We start from the raw sequence: 18229 nt of genomic DNA on the forward strand, positions 1-18229 counted from the left end.
TGCGGAACGCTTGCGGCGCCGCGCCGCCATCAGTCCCGCCAACGACACGCCCATCAGCGCCAGCGACCCCGGTTCCGGCACCGTGAACTCATCCATCGCCCACTGCGTCGGACCGTTGTTGTAGATGACCAGCGTATCGATGCCGGACCAGTCGAGCTGGATCCAGCGCGGCGTCGCGGTGTCCAGCGTGTACGCAGCGGACGAGAACAGCTGCAGGCCGTTGCGCCAGCCTTCGAACGAGATCTCCTGGTCCGCCCACGCCGACGTGAAATACGCGCCGGCATAGGCGAACGCATTGCCGTCGGCCGTCGAGATCGTGGCCGTGCCGCCGTACCAGTTGAACGCCGCGTTCATCGGCGACACGGCGCCCGCCTCGAAGCCGCTGCCGGGATAGGCGTCGGCGCGGATCGTCCCCATATTGTCCCAGTCGAACCCCGCGTAGCCGGCGGTGATCGGCAGGGTCTCGTCGCCGGACAGGTCGTCGAAATGGACGACGCCCGCGTGGGCCAGCGTGCAGGCAACGAGCGCCAGCAGGCCGATGATGGTCTTCTTCATGGTCATTCCCTTCATCAGTGTGCCAGGCCGGCGACTTCGGCGTCGCTGAGGGCCGCGTTATAGATGCGCAGCTCGTCCATCGAGCCCTTGTACGGCGTATCCCAGTAGTTCACGCCGAGCGCGAACGTGCCGGTCGTCGTCGTGAACACGTTCGGAAAGCCCGTGCCGGAGAAGCGCTTCACGCCATTGACATACACGTTGACGGCGCCGTTGTTGACCGTGAAGGCCACGTGCGACCACTGGTTCACGGGGATGTTCATGCCCAGGCCCGCGTCATACCAGTTCGATCCCGACCACAGCATCGTCGCGCCGCCGACGCCGGCATGGCCCATGGGCAGGAAGCTGACCCACGAATCCGTCGTGCGCGCGCCGAAGAACGTCGTCGTGAACGCCGTCAGCTGCGCGGGTTTCAGCCACATCGACACGGTGTACGCGTTCGACGAGATCAGGCCGTTCGGCAGGCGCACGCCGGTGGCGCCGTCGAACACGGCCGCGCTGCCGCGCACGCCCGCGGCGAACGCCAGGCTGCCGCCCGCCACGTCGATCCTGTTGCCGCTGACGCTGCCGGGCGCGAACGCGCCGTTCGAATCGGCCAGGTTGCCGTCGAACGCGTAGTACGCCACGAGGCCGCCCAGCTTGCGCACGGTGACGGTGAAGGTCTTCGTCAGCGTGGCCGTCCCCTTCGTGATCCGCGCCGTGAGCGTGACGTTGATCGCGCCGGTCGCCGGCGTCGTCACGATGCCGGTGTTGCTGACGACGGCCGGATTCGACGACGTCCAGCTGATGACGGCGTTGCGCGCGGCCGTCGTCGGCAGCGTGAGGTTGCCGGTGACGGCCGTCGTGGCGCCGAGGCTCAGCTCATTGTAGATGGCGGTCGCGACCTGCCTGTCGGTACGCGGAATCAGGCGGCTGCCGAAGATGGCGATGCCTTCGCGCGCCGACGCGGTGAACGTCGTCACGTACGACTTCGACGTTTCGTCCCATTCCGTCAGCAGCACGCCCTTGTACGTCGAGGCGCCGGGCAGGCTGATCTCGATCTGGTTGCCGCCCGGCCTGCGCCACGTGCCCGTCACGGCGCCGGTGATGCTGCCGTTGGCGTTCAGCGTGATCAGCTGCGACTTCTTGATCGTGGCCGTGATGTCCTTGCCGTGGTTGACGTACAGGTAGTCGCCGAACACGAATTCGGGACGCAGGAAGGCGGGCTGCGTCTCGTTGGCGTAGCGGTACGGCGCCACGACGGGCCAGCCGTCCGCGTTCATGAACATCTGGTGCACGCGCACCTCATGCTGCTCGCCCCGTTCCGGGAAGCGCGTGTGGAAGATCAGGAAGTGCTTGCCGGTCGCCGGGTCGTACCACGCCGAGTTGTGGCCCGGCGAGACATAGCCCGTGCCGATGCCGGTGCCCGCCTCGCCCAGCTTGCGCTCGAACAGGAAGTTACCCATCAGCTTGACGCCGTACGGCGCAATGGACGCGTCGTCGAACAGCGGCTTGGCCGGATCGGCCTTCACGTTGGCCATGTTGTTGCCCTGGGCGTCGAAGTACGGGCCGTCCGGATTCGTCGAGCGCGAGATCCGCATGTTGTAGCCGCCGTTCGCATCGAGGCCGCCGAACGACGTGAACATGTAGTAGTACGACGTGGCCGGGCTGTACATCACGTACGCGCCTTCGATGCGCGCGTGGTTGCCGCCCGTGAGGCGCTTGCCGTAGCCCTGGTTCGGGTAAGGCATGCCCGTGGCGGGATTCATCTGCATGATGAAGATGCCGCCCGAGTACGAGCCGTAGATCATCCACAGCTTGCCCGCGTTGTCGAAGAAGACGTTCGGATCGACCGTGTTCGGATGCTTCAGCGCGTCGTAGATCGTGCCGTCGTAGCTCGCCTGTCCCCACATGCCGGACTTGAGGATCACGCCCTTGTTGACGTACGGTCCCTCGACGCTGTTCGCGACGGCCACGCCCAGCGCGGACCGGGGCGCGTCGCCCTCGCAGGCGTCGTAATACATGTAGTACTTGCCGTCCGCGAGCTGGCGCACGTCGGGCGCCCACAGGGTCGAGGAGTTCGCCCACGCGAACGTCTCGGCCAGCTCCGTGTAGACGTTCTTCGAACCGTTCAGGAACAGCGGATTGGTGGCGCTGACGCTGTCCGTCATCTGCGTCCACTTCATGAGGTCCTTCGACTTGGCCGACGCCAGGTGCGAGCCGAACACGTAGAACGTGTCGCCGACCTTGATCACGGAAGGATCGTGCACGGACGCGTTCTGGAAGGTGGGCAAGGTCGCGCCGGCCTGGGCGCCGGCATTGGCGGTAATGAAGCAGGAAGCGATTACCGCCCCCAATCCCGCCAGGGATAATAGGTTTTTCACTGTAGTCTCCGTCGTAGTAATTATGTATTCGGCGATACGGGGCCCTCTCGTCCATATCTGGAGCGGAGAATGCGGCATTTTCAAATGCTTTGCAACCGGGTGCCGCACGTCGCTAAGTGACTGATTCGACCGGAAAATTTACAGATTTCAGTACGGAAATAGATGCGATTCCAAAAACTTTGATTTCGCCTCGCAAATAAAAAATATGGATATCGATGAGGGAATCCGCGATAACTTTTTTCAGGATCCAATCGATTAACAGGGCAAAAAAGATATCGCGGATATTTTTGCGTGTTACAAAAAATATTTTCAGAACGAATCCCGACGCCGGTGACGATGCCGTTCGGCGGCGTGCCTGCGCCGATCGATCAACCGGCCCGCAGCAGACCGCTGCGTTCCAGCACGTAGCGGTCGAAATCGCGCGCCAGGAACAGCTGTCCGCCATACATGCCGCGCGCCTCCGCCTCCAGCGCCGCCATCGACAACGGCCCGTCGCCGTCCTGGTAACGCGGACTGAAATGCGTCAGCACCAGGTTCGGCACGCCGGCACGCGCGGCCATGCGCGCCACCCGCAACGCGGAGCTGTGCATCGGCCCCGGCCCCACCTTGCGCAACACCTCTTCCGTGTACGTGGCCTCGTGCACCAGCACGTCGGCCGTGCGCGCCGCCTCCAGCAACAGGTCCGGATCGTCGTTGTCGCCGCCGACGACGATCGTGCGCGCCTTGCGCAGCGCGAGCAGCCACTCATGCGCGCGCAGCACGCGGCCGTCGTCCAGCACGGCATCCAGGCCGCGCTGCAGCTCGCCCCACGCGGGGCCCGGCGCGATGCCGGCCGCGCGCAAACGGACCGTATCCAGCTTGCGTTCCACCGCGCGCTCCGTGAAGCGGAAGGCGTACGACGGCATGCGGTGCGACAGGGCGATCGCGTCGACGGCCAGGTCGGGCAGGACGGTACGCGCGGCGAGATCGGCGACGGGAACGAATGCCAGCGGATACGGCAGCCCCAGTCCGGTCGTCGCCATCACGCCTTCGATGAACGTCCACAACGGCGGCGGGCCGACGAGGGTCAGCGGGGCCGTGCGGTTCTGCATGCCGGCGCTGGCCAGCAGGCCGGGCAGGCCGTAGCAGTGGTCGCCGTGCAGGTGGGTCACGAAGACGGCGCGCAGGTCGTGCAGCGACAAGGTCGTGTGCAGGATGCGGTGCTGCGTGCCCTCGCCGCAATCGACGAGCGACCACCCGCCGCCCGGGCCGCGCAGCGCCAGGCCGGTCACGTTGCGGGTCTTGCTCGGCGTGCCGGACGAGGTGCCGAGGAACTGGAATTCCATGTCGCGTGGGGTCGGAAACGGGTTCGGGCCGATTATGCCCCGTTTCGGTCGCCGCCACAGCGGTTTCGTCGCAGCCGGCTTGCCCGCGCCCGACAGCGGCGGCACAATGCGGGCAATCGTACAGCGTCAGCAGACAGGCCAACCATGACCACCCTCACCCGCTTCTTCCAGCCCGCGCCGGGCACCTGCCGGCCGCTGCTTCGCCGCATCGCCGACGACGCCGGCGTATCCGTCATCGTCTGCACGCTGGTCGCCGTCCTGATCACGCTCGTCACCGGCAGGACGCGGGAACTGTACGACCAGATGGTCTACTCGATCTGCGTCGGCCTCATCGCGCTGGTCTTCATCGACGGCATGCGCTTCGCCCTCCTCGACGATCCGGCCCGGCGCCGCCGCTGGCTGGTGCCCTGCATCGTGGTGCTCGTCGCGCTGGCGCCCGTCGCCCACTACTGCGGCATCTCGCTGGGCAGCCTGCTGCTCGGCCGCCCGCTGCCCGACCTGTCCGACTACCCGAACGACCATGGCCAGAAAGGCATGATCGGACTCACCCTGCTGGCCATCTGCGCGATGGCCCTCCTGATCCTGAACCGCGAACGGGTCGAGCGCATCAAGCAGGAAGGCACGGAGGCCAGGGTGCGCGCCGAGACGGTCGAGCGCCAGGTCCTGCAGGCCCAGTTGCGGTTGCTGCAAGCGCAGATCGAACCGCACATGCTGTTCAACACGCTCGCCAACCTGCAGGGCCTGATCGCCATCGACCCGCAGCAGGCGAGCCGGATGCTGGACCACCTGATCCAGTACCTGCGCGCCACCTTGTCCGCCACCCGTGCCGAGACCACGAGCCTGGGGCAGGAATTCGCGGCGGCCGAAGCCTATCTCGGCCTGATGGCCGTGCGCATGGGCGCGCGCCTGTCCTATCGCTGCGTCCTGCCGGACGACCTGCGCGGCGCGCGGCTGCCCGCCATGCTGCTGCAGCCGCTCGTGGAAAACGCCATCATCCACGGCCTGGAACCCAAGATCGAAGGCGGCACCGTGACAGTGGAGGCGAGCGTGCGCGCCGGCCTGCTCGACATCTGCGTCAGCGACACGGGCCTGGGCCTCGACGACACGCAGACGGCCGCCAAAGGCAGCGGCGTCGGCGTGACCACGACCCGCGAACGCCTGCACGTGCTGTACGGCGCGCGCGCCGCATTGACCCTGCTTCCCGCCCAGCCGCACGGCGTGCTGGCCCGCCTGACCCTTCCCCTGGAGACCGCATGAATCCGTCCGTACCACTGCGCGCCCTCATCGCCGAGGACGAACCGATCCTCGCCGCCGCGCTCGCCGCCACCCTGCGCCGCCTGTGGCCCGAGCTCGACATCGCCGCCACGGCGCCGAACGGCGTCGCCGCCGTCCAGCAGGCGCTTGAACTGCAGCCCGACATCCTGTTCCTGGACATCAAGATGCCGGGCCAGAGCGGCCTGGAAGCGGCGCAGGAACTGGCCGAGCGCTGGGAGGGCGCGCGTCCGTTCCCGCAGGTCGTGTTCGTGACGGCCTACGACGACTATGCCGTGCAGGCGTTCGAGCAGGCCGCCGTCGACTATGTGATGAAGCCGGTGAGCGACGCGCGCCTCGCCCGCACCGTCGAACGCCTCAAGGCCAGGATGGCGCCCGCGCCGGCGGCGGCCGCCGACGACGGCCTGGCCCGGCTGGTCGAGCAGATGCGCGCCCTGCTGCCGGACGCCGGCGCGCCCGCCGAGCGCCTGACCGTCATCCGCGCGGCCGTCGGCAGCATCGTCCGCATGATCCCCGTGCAGGACGTCGCGTACTTCCAGGCGCTCGACAAATACGTCAACGTGGCGAGCGCCGGCGGCGACGCACTGATCCGCCAGAGCCTCAAGGACCTGCTGCCCCAGCTCGACCCGGACCAGTTCCGCCAGATCAGCCGCGGCGCCATCGTCAATCTGCGGCACGTGACGAGCGCGAGCCGCGACGAGGCCGGCAAACTGACCCTGCACTTGCGCGACCGCGCGGACACGCTGCGCGTCAGTCCGTTGTTGGCGCACCTCTTCCGGCAAATGTGACCCCGGCGGATGCCCGAGGCGGCGGCCGGCGGGTTTATACTCGGGCTCGTCCACCAGCGTAATGACGAACGTGCCCATTCCAACTCCCGCCCCGCCGCCAGACAGGCACCGCAACCTGCGACCGCTCGCGGCCGCCGCCATGGTGATCGTCACGATCACGCTGACGCTCGCCGGCCTGCTCGTATCGAGCTACCACGACACCATCGCGCGCGAACAGACGAATCTGCGCAACCTCGCGGAAGCCTTCGCCGCCCAGACCCACTACGCCACCCTCGCGCTCGACCTGGCGCTGGCGCGCGCCACGGAACGCACGCCGCCGGACGGCACGGCCGCCGCGATGCCCGGCGGCGCGTTCGAGGACATTCCCGCGCGGGTCCGCCGCCTCGGGCCGGACGCGTCGCCCCCGCCGGCGCCGGGCGCCGCGCCGCGCATCGGCATCGCCCTGCCCAGGCCGGGCGGCGGGCCGGCCACGATCACGCTGGCGCGCAACCTGCCCGCCGGCAGGGCCGTCATCGAGACGGACGTCGCCTACTTCCAGCGCATCTTCGACCCGGCCGACCTGGGCCGCGGCGGTTCCGTGACCTTGCATGCGCGCGACGGCACGATGCTCGTGCGCAGCCCGACGCTGCCGCACATGATCGGCCATTCCTTCATCCACACGCCGCTGTTCCAGAAATACCTGCCGCGCGCATCGGTCGGCGCGTTCGAGGCGACGAGCCCGATCGACGGCGTGCGCCGCCTGTACGGCTACAGCGCCGTGGCCGGGTATCCGCTCGTGATCGTCACGGGGCGCGACCTGTCCGACACGCTGGCCGTGTGGCGCGGCTGGCTGTGGGTCGCGATCGTCGCCTGGGGCCTGCTGTCGGCGACGCTCGGGGTCCTGGCGTGGCGCACGAGCCGCGAAACGGCGCGCCAGGCCGCGCTGATCGCCCGCCTGCAGGCCAGCGAGAGCCGCCTCGCGCACAGCTTCCGCTACCTGAAGTCGATCCTCGACTCGCTCGCCACGCCGCTGTGGGTGCTCGACGCCGAGCGGCGCGTGGTCCTGTTCAACCGCGCCTTCCTGCAATTCACCGGCCGCGGCGAAGACGCGGTGACGGGGCGCCCCGAAGCGGAGGTGCTCGACCCGGCCGGCGCGCTCGCGCGCGAACGCCTGTACGCGGGCAGCGCCGCGGACGGCGTGCACGCGCTCGAAGCGGAGATCCGCGACGGCGCCAGCGCCACCCGCACCACGATCCAGCTGGCCGCGCGCCTGACGAGCGAGGGCGACGCCGTCCAGATCGTCAACAGCCTCACCGACATCACGGAACGCAAGCAGGTCGAGCTGCGCCTTGCGTACCTGGCCGACCACGATCCGCTCACCGGCCTGCCGAACCTGAACCGCCTGCGCCGCGTGCTGGGGGACGCGCTGCAGGCCGCCGCCGCGCGGGGCGAACAGGTCGTGCTGCTGCTGATCGCACTCGAACGCCAGCAGGAAGTGGCCGACCTGCTGGGCCACGAAGCCGGCGACGACGCCGTGCGCGAAGTGGCCGCGCGCCTCGCCACGCTCGCCCCGGCGCCGCTGTGCGTCGCGCGCGTCAAGGCCAACGAGTTCGGCCTGGTCCTGCCGGCCGGACCGGCGCACCGCCCGGCCGACGCCGTCGCGCTCGAGCTGTACACCATGTTGTCGGAGCCCTTCCACGTGGGCGGGCGCGAGTTCCACCTGGCGCCCGTGATCGGCATCGCCCTGTATCCGCAGGACGCCGGCTCGGCCAACGAATTGATGCGCCTGGCCGATATCGCCAAGCACCGCGCGCGCAGCGAGTCGGGCGAGCCGGTGCACTTCCATTCGGAGTCCACGCACATCCAGCTGAACGAGCGCCTCACCATCGAGGAGCAGTTGCGGCATGCGCTGGAACGCAACGAGCTGACGCCGCATTACCAGCCCAAGGTCGACATCGCGACGGGCCGCGTGACGGGGTTCGAGGTCCTGCTGCGCTGGAACAACCCGGTGCTCGGCGCGGTGTCGCCCGCGCGCTTCATCCCCATCGCGGAACAGACGGGGCTCATCGTGCCGATCGGGACGTGGGTGCTGCGCACCGCGTGCGCGCAGGCCAGCCGCTGGGCGCGCGAACACGGCATCGCGACCCGCATCGCCGTCAACCTGTCGATCCGCCAGTTCTACCAGAAGGACCTGCTGCAGGTGCTCGGCCAGGCGCTGGCCGACGCCGACCTCACGCCCGACGCCCTCGAACTGGAAATCACGGAAAGCATCGCGATGAGCCGCGTGGACGTCGTCGAGCGCCTGCTGGGCGGCATCCGCGAACTGGGCGTGGAGCTGTCGATCGACGATTTCGGCACCGGGTATTCGAGCCTCGCCTACCTGAAACGCTTCCCCGTGCAGCGCCTGAAAATCGACCGCGCCTTCGTGCGCGACCTCGGGCGCGACGCCGACAGCGCGGCGATCGTGCGCTCGGTCGTCGCGCTGGGCCACGGCCTGCAGATGCGCATCGTGGCCGAAGGCGTGGAGACCGAATCCCAGCTGGAGATCCTGCGCACGCTCGGCTGCGACGAATTCCAGGGCTTCCTGTTCGCGCGGCCGATGGAGGCGGCGGCCGTGCCGGCCCTGCTGCGCGCATCAGGCTCGTGAGCGCACCCCGCGCCGCGGCCGGCCGCCGTGGCCCGGCGGCGGATGGACCGCGCGGCCGGGCGCCGGCACGTCGGCCGACGCGGCCAGGTCGGCCCACGCGTCGAAGCCCACCTTCAGCACGCGCAGGCGGTCGTAGGCGCGCTGCAGCGCCGCCCGGCCCAGCACGAGGCGCAGCGGACCGCGGCCGGCGGCGACGGCCTGCATGATGGCCTGGGCGGCGCGGGCCGCGTCCACCGGCACGGCGGCGCTGGCGCGCGCTGCGCGGCCGGCGAGGCCGTCGTAGTCGGCGATGCCGGCGGCCCGCGGCGCGGTCGCGCCGGCGTCGTCGCCGCTGCCCGGATCGACCAGCGTCACGCCGATGCCGAGCGGCTCGACTTCATAGAACAAGGCTTCCGCCAGCGCTTCCAGCGCCGAGCGCGCGGCATGGCCGAAGCCCTCGAACGCGGGCGCCTGCACCGAGGCGCAGGTGAGCATCACGACGTGGCCGGCGCGGCGCGCGCGCATCGCCGGCAGGACCCGCCGCGCCAGGTTGATCGGGCCGAACACGTTCTCGTCGAACAGCGCGCGCATGGCGCCCTCCTCGCCCTCCTCGATCGCGCCCGGATAGCGCTGGGCGGCGCTGGTCGCCAGCACGTCGATGCGGCCGAAGCGGCGCTCGGCGGCGGCGATGGCCATGTCGACGGCGGCGGTGTCGGTCACGTCCAGCGCCAGCGCGAGCGCCTGCTCCGGGTGGCGCGCGACGAGCGCGTGCAGCTGCGAGGGCAGCCGCGCCGCGAGCACGGCATGGTGGCCGGACGCCAGCACGGCCTCGGCCAGCGCGGCCGCCAGGCCGGTCGTGGCGTCGGCGATGAACCAGACGGGTTGCTTCGTATCGGACATCGTTCCTCCTCGCTTCACAGGTACGGCAAAGGAAGATTCTAGATGCTGGAAGGGTATCGTTCCATGGGCGATATTCCGAAAGTCTTGCCTAAAATTCTGAGCATCATTCAATCGGCGGGCGGCATGCCGTAGTAATCGGGGGCGCCGTCCAGCACCACGTCGATCCTGTCGAGCACCACGCCCGGGTCGAGCGCGTGCACGGTCAAGGTATGCATGCCGGGCTTCAGGCGTCCCGCGCGCCACGTGCGCACGGCCATGTTCGACAGGACGTCTTCCTTCCATTCCTCGCTGCGCCCGGACGTCGTCGTGTCGACCACCTTCGGCGCGCCGCCATCCAGGCTGACGGCGAAACGCACCCGGTTGCCCGCCGTCAGCGGATGTTCCGGGACGGCCACGAGGCGCAGCGTCGCATCGCCGTCGCTGGTGGTCGCGAAGCGGTAGGCCAGCGGCGCGCTGGCGGCGAGATCGGTCGGCGCGCGCGACGGCAGGTCGAGACGGGCACGCATCGCCAGGCCGGACGTACCGAGGCCCGGCAACAGGCTCCAGTCGCGCGTGGGGCCGGCCGCGCCGGCGCGCAGCACGACGATCCGTCCGCGCTCGCCGGGCACGCCCGGCACCGCGGTCCCTTCCGTCTTCAGATTTACGACGACGGTCTCGTCGCCGCATCGCAGGGACAGCGCCGGGGCCGCGCCGCCGTCGTAGTGCAAGGCGATGCGCTGCTCGTGGCCGTTGGCCGCGTCGAGCATGCCGCCGTCCGCGTCCGCGCGCACGGCGCGGGCGCCCGCGCGGACCGACCAGCGCGCATCCCGGCCGCCATAGCTCACCAGCGTCACGGTGCGCGTCGCCGGCTGTCCCTGGCGCAGCAGCAGTCGGTCGCCGTCGGCGGCGAACGGCGCCGGATAGACGATCCCGCAGCCGCGCCGGCTCGAATCGCTCCACGTCGGGTACTCGGGTTCCGCGAACACCGGCAGGCGGCGCGGCGCGATGTCCATGATGCCCGCCCACTTGCCGCCGTGGATCGCGTTGTATGCGGCCGCGTCGGCGCCGAGCGCCGCCTGCGCCGCGCGTGCCTGGCGCACGTACAGGTTGGCGGCGGGGCGCTGCTGGCGCGCGTATTCGGCCGCGAGGTCCAGTTTCAGGATGCGCGTGTTCAGGTTCGCGGCCGAGCGTACCGGATACAGCACCAGTTCGAAGTAGGCGTCGCGCAGCGGCGCCGGCATGCGCGCGGCCAGCCCTTCGGCGCGGGCCGCCAGCGCGCCATAGTCGGCGAGGCGGCGCTCCGCTTCGTCGCCGCCCGTGCGCACATAGGCCGTCGTGCGCACCGGCCGCGTGGGCTCCGTCTGGCTCCAGCCCATGAATTCGGGACGGCGCTCCCACGCGAGGCGGTAGTACTCGCGCAGGATGGCCGCCGCTTCGTTCCCGAGCGCAGGCCCGAACTGGGCGGCGGCCCAGGCGTCCAGGTGGCGCGCGGGGTCCTGCTGCAACACGTCCGCGTCGAACGCGGCATCGAGGAAGTACTGGACGAGGTATTCCGCGGGCTTGATGTCGCCGACGTTCAGCACCCACAGCCGGCGCGCGTCCGTCGCCCAGGCCCGCTGCAGTTGGTCGCGGATCAGCGCCGGATGCGTCGTGCCCAGCCACAGGTAGTCGTGCGGCCGGCCCCAGTACGACACGTGGTAATAGATGCCCGCCCCGCCCGGCCGGCGGCGTTCCCTGTCGGTGCCCAGCTGCGCGAGGTAGCCGTAGTTATCGTCCGGCCAGACGAGCGTCACGTCGTCGGGCACGGCCAGGCCGAGGTTCCAGTAGTCCAGCACCTCCTTGTACATCGTGAAGGCTTGCGGGATGCGCGCCGCCGGTTCGCCGTGCGCGCGGCTCAGCAAGGCACGCTGGACACGGAACACGTCCTGCAGCGCGTCGCGCGCCTGTTCCGGGGTCGCCGCGCCTTCCATCGCCGAATCGTGGACGCCGCGCAGGCCCAGCGACGTCACCGTGTCCATGCCTTTCACGGCCTCGATGCGCGTGCGCCAGTAATCGACCAGGCGGTCGCGGTTCGTGAACCAGTCGAACGGCCCGAACTCCTTCTTCCACTCGCCGACGTTATTGCGCATCATCGGCTCCGCATGCGACGTGCCGACGGCAATCGCGTAATCGTCCGCCACCTGCGCATTGCCGGGGATCGAATAGAACGCCTTCGTCGACGGGTGCATGGCGGGCCAGATCAGGTTGGCCTTCAGGCGCCACAGCAGTTCGAACACGCGGGCATACGTGGTGGGGCCGATGTCGCCGGCCGGGTCGAACGTCCTGGCGGCCCACGGCTGCAGGCCCCAGTCCTCGTCGTTGATGAAGATGCCGCGGTAAGCCACCGACGGCGCGGCCGACAGGCGCGGCGCGCCGTCGACGACCGGACGATCCACGTGCGCCGGCGCGACGTCGGCCCACCATTCCCAGGCCGACACGCCCAGCGCGCGCGACAGGTCGACGACGCCGTACACCGCCCCGCGCCGGTCCGCGCCGGCGACGAGCAGGATCGCGCGGCCGTCCGCTTCACCCGCCACGCGCAGGTAGCGCTCGGACTGCCCGGCCAGCGGACCGAGGTCCGCGCCCAGCGCCCGCGCGGCGGCGCGCACGAGCGGCGAATCGGCCGTGCCCACGACGATGCACCGGCGCGGGCAGTCGTCGAGCCGGGTGGCGTCCGCCGCGGCCTGTCCGCTCACGCGTTCGAGGTCGCGTTTCAGCATGCCGGCCGCAAGCCGCATCGTGGCCTGGGCGTCGTGGACGATGACGGGTGCCTGGCCGGGCGCGGCCAGTTCGAACGGCTGGGCGTGGGCGAGGCCGGCCGCGAGCGACAGGACGAGAGGAAGGCGGCGCAGGAGCATGGGCGGATCGGATCGGCGTACGGACTGAAATAGTAGTGTGCCGGCGCCATGGAATGCAAGCGGTCGCCGAAACGATCACGAAGTTGATCCGCGCGGCGGATCACGCGCGCCGGCCGCGCACCCGGCGGGTTAGCATGCGTCCACCGGCAGCCGCTGCCGGGATGCGAGAAAGGCTGGACCAGCATGGCACATCGACGGTTTTCCACGCTGCGCCGGATTCCGCGCCCCATCTGGGTGCTCGGCTGCGTGAGCATGCTGATGGACGTCTCCTCCGAGATGGTCCACAGCCTGCTCCCGATGTTCCTCGTGTCGACCCTCGGCGCGAGCGTGGCGGCCATCGGCCTGATCGAAGGGATCGCCGAAGCGTCGGCGCAGGTCGTCAAGATTTTTTCGGGCAGCCTCAGTGATTACCTGGGCAACCGGAAATGGCTGGCCGTGGCCGGCTACGCGCTGGGCGCGGCCAGCAAGCCGTTCTTCGCGGTCGCGACGTCGGCGCAGCTCGTCCTCGCGGCGCGCTTCGCCGACCGCATCGGCAAAGGGATCCGCGGCGCGCCCCGCGATGCGCTCGTGGCCGACATCGCGCCGCCAGCGTCCCGGGGCGCCGCGTTCGGCCTGCGGCAGGCGCTGGACACCGTCGGCGCGTTCGCCGGTCCGCTGGTCGCCGCCGGCCTGATGTTCCTGTGGGCCGGCGACTACCGGCGCATCTTCTGGATCGCCGTGGTCCCGGGAGCCATGGCCGTGCTGCTGCTGGCGCTGGGCATCAGGGAGCCGGAGCACGCGGGAAGGTCGCGGGGCGTCAACCCGATCCGCCGCGACAACCTCGCCCGACTCTCCGGCGGCTACTGGTGGGTGGTGGCCATCGGTGCCGTGTTCACGCTGGCGCGGTTCAGCGAAGCGTTCCTGGTGCTGCGCGCCATGCAAGGCGGCATGGAGCCCGCGCTCGTGCCGCTGTTGATGGTCGCGATGAACGTCGTCTACGCGCTGTCCGCCTACCCGTTCGGCAAGCTGGCCGACGCCATGAGCCATATGCGCCTGCTCGTCGCCGGACTCGGTTTCCTCGTCTGCGCGGACCTGGTGCTGGCCCACAGCGGCGCCTGGCCGGCCGTGCTGCTCGGGGTAAGCCTGTGGGGACTGCACATGGGGATGACCCAGGGCCTGCTGGCGGTGATGGTGGCGCAGACGGCGCCGCCCGACCTGAAGGGCACGGCGTTCGGCTTCTTCAACCTGGTCGGCGGGCTCGCCACGCTGGCGGCGAGCGTCGTTGCCGGCGTGCTGTGGGAGCGCGCCGGCGCGGCCGCGACCTTTCATGCGGGCGCGGGATTCAGCGTGCTCGCCGCGATCCTGATCGTCGTCCGCGGCCGCGCGGAGCGGGACGGCCGCCTCCATTGACGCGATCCGGCTTTGCTCATACACTGCCGATGGTTGCGCTACCATCTGAATACAAGGCCGGCTGTTATAACAATCGAACCGCACGTCCCGACGTGCGGCGCCGCGCCGATCAAGCAACCGCCATTCCTGGAGGAGACTGTGCAAGACACGCGTCACACGGCCGCACGCCGGCTCGCCGCCACGCTCGGCATCACCCTGGCCGCAACCCTGCTGCCCGCTTTCACACCCATCATCGCGCACGCCCAGGCCGCGGCCGGCCAGCCGGCGCCGCGCCAGCACATCCTGCTGGACGACGGCTGGCGCTTCCATCCGGGCGATCCGGCCGGCGGCTCCGCGCCCTATCTCTATGACGTGCGCCCGGTCGTCACCGCGTCCGCCGACGGCAAGGTGGCCGACGCCATCCCCGAAGAAGCGGCGCGCGTCGCGCGCGCGACCACGCCCGTGCTGAAACCGTGGATTCTCCCGAGCGGCAACGCGTTCATCCGCGATCCGGCGCACCGCCACGCGCGCCCCGCGGCCGAACCGGCCGTCGACGCCCCGTTCGCCCGTGCCGCGTTCGACGACAGCGGCTGGCGCCCCGTCACCCTGCCGCACGACTGGGCCATCGAAGGCTCGTTCCTCACGACCGGCCCGTACGGCGGCATGGGCCGCCTCAAGACGTGGGGTCCGGCGTGGTACCGGCGCAAGCTGGATATCCCGCTTGCCGACCGCGGCAGGAAGATCTTCCTCGACGTGGGCGGCGCCATGTCGTACGCGAGCGTGTGGGTCAACGGCCACCTCGCGGGCGGCTGGCCCTACGGCTACAACTCGTTCCGCATCGACCTGACGCCGTGGCTGCAGCCGGGCGCGGTGAACCAGCTGGCCATCCGCCTCGACAACCCGCCCGAATCGGCGCGCTGGTATCCGGGCGCGGGCCTGTACCGCGACGTGTGGCTGACGAAGACGGCGCCCGTGCACGTGGGCCAGTGGGGCGTGACGGTGACGACGCCGGAGGTGACGAAGGAGGCCGCGCGCGTCGCGTGGCAGGTCGCGCTCGACAACGAGGGCACGGCAGCCGCGCGCGCGACGGTGACGACCGAACTGTATGCGCTCGACGAGCGCGGACACATCGCCGGCAAGGCCGTCGCGACGGCCGTGGCGCCGGCGACGACGGTGGCCGCGGGCGCCAGCGGCACCGTCAGCGGGTCGGCGACGGTCGCGCACCCGCGCCTGTGGGGCCCGCCGCCCACGCAGAAGCCGCAGCGCTACGCCCTCGTCGCCACCGTGCGCCAGGACGGCCGCGTCGTCGACCGCTACGAGACGCCATTCGGCATCCGCACCGTGCGCTTCGACCCGGACCGCGGCGTCGTCGTCAACGGCGAACACATCCCGCTGCGCGGCGTGAACAACCACCATGACCTCGGCGCGCTGGGCGCCGCGTTCAACGTGCGCGCGGCCGAGCGCCAGCTGGAGATCATGCGCGCGATGGGCGCGAACGCACTGCGCATGAGCCACAATCCGCCCGACCCGCAATTGCTGGACCTGGCGGACCGCATGGGCTTCCTCGTGATGGACGAAGTATTCGATTCGTGGCGGCGCAAGAAGACGCCGCTGGACTTCCACCTGATCTTCCCGGACTGGCACGAGCAGGACCTGCGCGCCATGATCCGGCGCGACCGCAACCACCCGTCGATCATCCTGTGGAGCGTGGGGAACGAGGTGGGCGAGCAGTACACGGGCGAGGACGGCGCCGCGGTCGGCCGCGAACTCGTGACCATCGCGCACGAGGAAGACGCCACGCGCCCGGCGACCAGCGCGATGAACTACGCGAAGGCGGACATGCCGCTGCCGGGCGTCGTCGACGTGATTTCGCTGAACTACCAGGGCACGGGCATCCGCACCCTGCCCGGCCAGTTCCCGATGTTCCGCGCCGCGTTTCCACACAAGGTGATCCTGCACAGCGAGAGCGCGTCGGCGCTGTCCAGCCGCGGCGAATACCAGTTCCCGGTGCCGGGCGTGCTGAGCGCGTCGGTGCGCCCCGGCATCGGCGGCGATCCCGCCACACATCAGGTCAGCGCCTACGAACTGTTCGCATCGGACTTCGGCGCGTCGGCCGACCGCGCGTTCGCGTCGCTCGACCAGAACCCGTACACGGCCGGCGAATTCGTCTGGACCGGCTTCGACTACCTGGGCGAGCCGACGCCGTATTACGAAGCGCGCAGCTCCTACTCCGGCATCGTCGACCTGGCCGGCTTCCCGAAGGACCGCTATTACCTGTACCAGTCGCGCTGGCGCCCCGACCTGCCGATGGTCCACGTGCTGCCGCACTGGACGTGGCCGGACCGCGTCGGCCAGGTGACGCCCGTGCACGTGTTCACGTCGGGCGACGAGGCCGAGCTGTTCGTCAACGGCAAGTCGCAGGGCCGCCAGAAGAAGGCGCCGTACGCCTACCGCCTGCGCTGGGACTACGTGACCTACGCGCCGGGCGAGATCACGGTCGTCGCCTACAAGGATGGCAAGGAATGGGCACGCGAAACGGTGAAGACGGCCGGCGCCCCGGCCGCCCTGCAGGCGCAGGCCGACCGCACCGCGCTCGCGAGCGACGGGCGCGACCTGGCGTTCGTCACCGTGCGCGTCGTCGACAAGGACGGCGGCCTGGCCCCGCGCGCGCACGACCGCGTGCGCTTCACCGTCGAGGGACCGGGGGAGCTCGTCGCCACCGACAACGGCGATCCGACGAGCTTCGAATCGTTCCAGTCGCCGGAGCGCGCGGCGTTCAACGGTTTGCTGCTGGGCATCGTGCGTACAAAGGCCGGCGCGGGCGGCACGATCACGGTGCGGGCGAGCGGCGCCGGTCTCAAGGAGGCGGTCGTGACCTTGCACAGCCGGCCAGCGGCCGACTAGCGAGGCACGGGCGGCGGCGGCTGGACGGTTTCCAGAATGCAAAATCTTCTGTCGATATTTTTTACATAGTACCGGCGGACAGCGGGAATTTTTCGAAGGTTGTTTCGCAAGTCATTGATTTAAAAAGGATGGGAAAACACTGGCACGTGACTTGCACACGTTTGGTGACGTGCTTGCAGACAAGCGCTGGACTATCCCCCCGATACCTTAACCAGCAGATGACTTGGAGCTAACATGATCAAATCGTTCCGCAAACTGATTCCGGTTGCCGCCGCCCTCGGCTTCGCTTTCGCCGCTTCGTCGGCACAGGCGTTCACGCTGAAGGATGGCACCAACGTCCTGGCATCGGACTCTACTACCCTGGACTGGAACACCACCGGTAGCGGCGTCGCCAAAGGCGTCGGCCCGTTCGGTGCCCCCCTGACCGTCGGCCAGAGCTTCCAGTTCCTGTACCAGTCGAACCTGGCCAGTGTCGACGGCGACACGACGTCCCTGTTCAACGGTCTGGACTTCAACGCCAACGGTGCCAAAGGCTCCGGCAAGACGTTCGAATTCACGATCGTCGCCAAGCTGAACGAGAAAGTGACGAGCCTGACCGGCTCGACCGCCACGTTCGGCCTCGACCCCACCTCGACCGACAACAAGGTCGCGATCTACTACGACACGGCCGCCAATGCCTCGACCACCGGCGGCACCGGTTTCGACGACGGCCAGCTGATCGCCCTGCTCACCATCGTTCCCGGCAACACCCAGTCGACCTTCACCATCGCCGGTGCGGGCGGCCAGGGCTCGACCAAGATCACCGCGTTGAAAGCCGAGGCCGGTGACTTCATCGACCCGAACTATCTGGAGGGCGTGTCGGCAATGCTGTTCGGCGTGAACTTCGAGTCGAACCTGAACTACCCGGCCGGCAACTCGGACACCGCCAACTTCCACATGGGCGGCAGCGCCATGTTCCCGGACTATATCGCCGGCTCCAATGACATCGTGTTCAAGGTCGATGGCTCGAACACGTTCACGAACGCCGTGCCGGAACCGGGCACGATGATGCTGCTGGGCATGGGTATGCTGGGTCTGGTCGGCGCACAGCGTCGTCGCCGTACGCCGAAGGCCTGATCCGGTTGCCAGACCGGCCTCATGAAAAACCGCGGTTTCGACCGCGGTTTTTTTTGGCTGTGTTCGCGTTAGGTATGTGAACTGATTCCGGTTGCAGAGGTCATACGCATCGTCGAGTTAACTCATGAGGAGTGACGATNGCGCGGCCTACCCTTCGACG

11 protein-coding genes are annotated in these 18229 nt (G+C 69.5%); 6 read left to right on the forward strand and 5 right to left on the reverse strand.

Translation table 11 applies throughout. The features are described 5' to 3' along the window. The 3 genes from ASC93_RS12975 to ASC93_RS12985 all read right to left on the reverse strand — a co-directional run. The coding region (locus ASC93_RS12975; RefSeq protein WP_162251872.1) for a PEP-CTERM sorting domain-containing protein at nucleotides 1-555 on the reverse strand (555 nt) is incomplete at its 3' end. 14 nt (nucleotides 556-569) lie between these two features. After that, complete coding sequence (locus ASC93_RS32610; protein WP_056442325.1) at nucleotides 570-2915, reverse strand: family 43 glycosylhydrolase; 2346 nt, start codon at nucleotides 2913-2915, stop codon at nucleotides 570-572. 368 nt (nucleotides 2916-3283) lie between these two features. Beyond that, nucleotides 3284-4240 (reverse strand): MBL fold metallo-hydrolase, encoded by a 957-nt coding sequence (locus ASC93_RS12985; RefSeq protein ID WP_056442328.1) that lies wholly within the window; start codon nucleotides 4238-4240, stop codon nucleotides 3284-3286. A gap of 144 nt (nucleotides 4241-4384) precedes the next feature. Here ASC93_RS12985 and ASC93_RS12990 point away from each other — a divergent pair, with 144 nt between their 5' ends. From ASC93_RS12990 to ASC93_RS13000, 3 genes are all read left to right on the forward strand, one after another. Further along, nucleotides 4385-5497: a sensor histidine kinase gene (locus tag ASC93_RS12990; RefSeq protein WP_056442332.1), complete on the forward strand. Its 1113-nt coding sequence runs from the start codon at nucleotides 4385-4387 to the stop codon at nucleotides 5495-5497. Further along, nucleotides 5494-6300: a LytTR family DNA-binding domain-containing protein gene (locus tag ASC93_RS12995; protein WP_056442335.1), complete on the forward strand. Its 807-nt coding sequence runs from the start codon at nucleotides 5494-5496 to the stop codon at nucleotides 6298-6300. Before ASC93_RS12990 ends, ASC93_RS12995 begins: the two co-directional genes overlap by 4 nt. A 139-nt stretch (nucleotides 6301-6439) precedes the next feature. After that, entirely contained in the window at nucleotides 6440-8926 is a 2487-nt protein-coding gene (locus ASC93_RS13000; RefSeq protein WP_056442337.1) for an EAL domain-containing protein, read from the forward strand. Here ASC93_RS13000 and ASC93_RS13005 read toward each other — a convergent pair. Then, nucleotides 8915-9805: an SDR family NAD(P)-dependent oxidoreductase gene (locus ASC93_RS13005; protein WP_056442339.1), complete on the reverse strand. Its 891-nt coding sequence runs from the start codon at nucleotides 9803-9805 to the stop codon at nucleotides 8915-8917. The genes ASC93_RS13000 and ASC93_RS13005 overlap by 12 nt on opposite strands. A 107-nt stretch (nucleotides 9806-9912) precedes the next feature. Continuing rightward, a complete protein-coding gene (locus tag ASC93_RS13010) occupies nucleotides 9913-12681 on the reverse strand; it encodes a glycosyl hydrolase 115 family protein (RefSeq protein ID WP_056442341.1) in 2769 nt (922 codons plus the stop codon). A 183-nt stretch (nucleotides 12682-12864) separates the two neighbouring features. Here ASC93_RS13010 and ASC93_RS13015 point away from each other — a divergent pair, with 183 nt between their 5' ends. The 3 genes from ASC93_RS13015 (at nucleotide 12865) to ASC93_RS13025 (ending at nucleotide 18069) form a co-directional block, all read left to right on the forward strand. Next, the gene (locus ASC93_RS13015; RefSeq protein WP_056442344.1) at nucleotides 12865-14070 is read left to right on the forward strand and encodes an MFS transporter; all 1206 of its coding nucleotides are present in this window, start codon (nucleotides 12865-12867) and stop codon (nucleotides 14068-14070) included. A gap of 138 nt (nucleotides 14071-14208) precedes the next feature. Continuing rightward, the gene (galB, locus tag ASC93_RS13020) at nucleotides 14209-16953 is read left to right on the forward strand and encodes a beta-galactosidase GalB (RefSeq protein ID WP_229412706.1); all 2745 of its coding nucleotides are present in this window, start codon (nucleotides 14209-14211) and stop codon (nucleotides 16951-16953) included. A gap of 234 nt (nucleotides 16954-17187) precedes the next feature. Then, the gene (locus ASC93_RS13025) at nucleotides 17188-18069 is read left to right on the forward strand and encodes a PEP-CTERM sorting domain-containing protein (protein ID WP_056442347.1); all 882 of its coding nucleotides are present in this window, start codon (nucleotides 17188-17190) and stop codon (nucleotides 18067-18069) included. The last annotated feature ends 160 nt before the right edge of the window (nucleotides 18070-18229 follow it).

This window comes from Massilia sp. Root335 (assembly GCF_001425685.1).
In the GTDB taxonomy this organism is placed as follows: Bacteria; Pseudomonadota; Gammaproteobacteria; order Burkholderiales; family Burkholderiaceae_D; genus Telluria; species Telluria luteola.

Excerpts from the sequence above, each read along its gene's own strand:
- ASC93_RS12985 (WP_056442328.1), bottom strand. The coding sequence starts at position 4,240 with ATGGAATTCCAGTTCCTCGGCACCTCGTCCGGCACGCCGAGCAAGACC.
- ASC93_RS12990 (WP_056442332.1), top strand. The coding sequence starts at position 4,385 with ATGACCACCCTCACCCGCTTCTTCCAGCCCGCGCCGGGCACCTGCCGG.
- ASC93_RS12995 (WP_056442335.1), top strand. The coding sequence starts at position 5,494 with ATGAATCCGTCCGTACCACTGCGCGCCCTCATCGCCGAGGACGAACCG.
- ASC93_RS13000 (WP_056442337.1), top strand. The coding sequence starts at position 6,440 with ATGGTGATCGTCACGATCACGCTGACGCTCGCCGGCCTGCTCGTATCG.
- ASC93_RS13005 (WP_056442339.1), bottom strand. The coding sequence starts at position 9,805 with ATGTCCGATACGAAGCAACCCGTCTGGTTCATCGCCGACGCCACGACC.
- ASC93_RS13010 (WP_056442341.1), bottom strand. The coding sequence starts at position 12,681 with ATGCTCCTGCGCCGCCTTCCTCTCGTCCTGTCGCTCGCGGCCGGCCTC.
- ASC93_RS13015 (WP_056442344.1), top strand. The coding sequence starts at position 12,865 with ATGGCACATCGACGGTTTTCCACGCTGCGCCGGATTCCGCGCCCCATC.
- ASC93_RS13025 (WP_056442347.1), top strand. The coding sequence starts at position 17,188 with ATGATCAAATCGTTCCGCAAACTGATTCCGGTTGCCGCCGCCCTCGGC.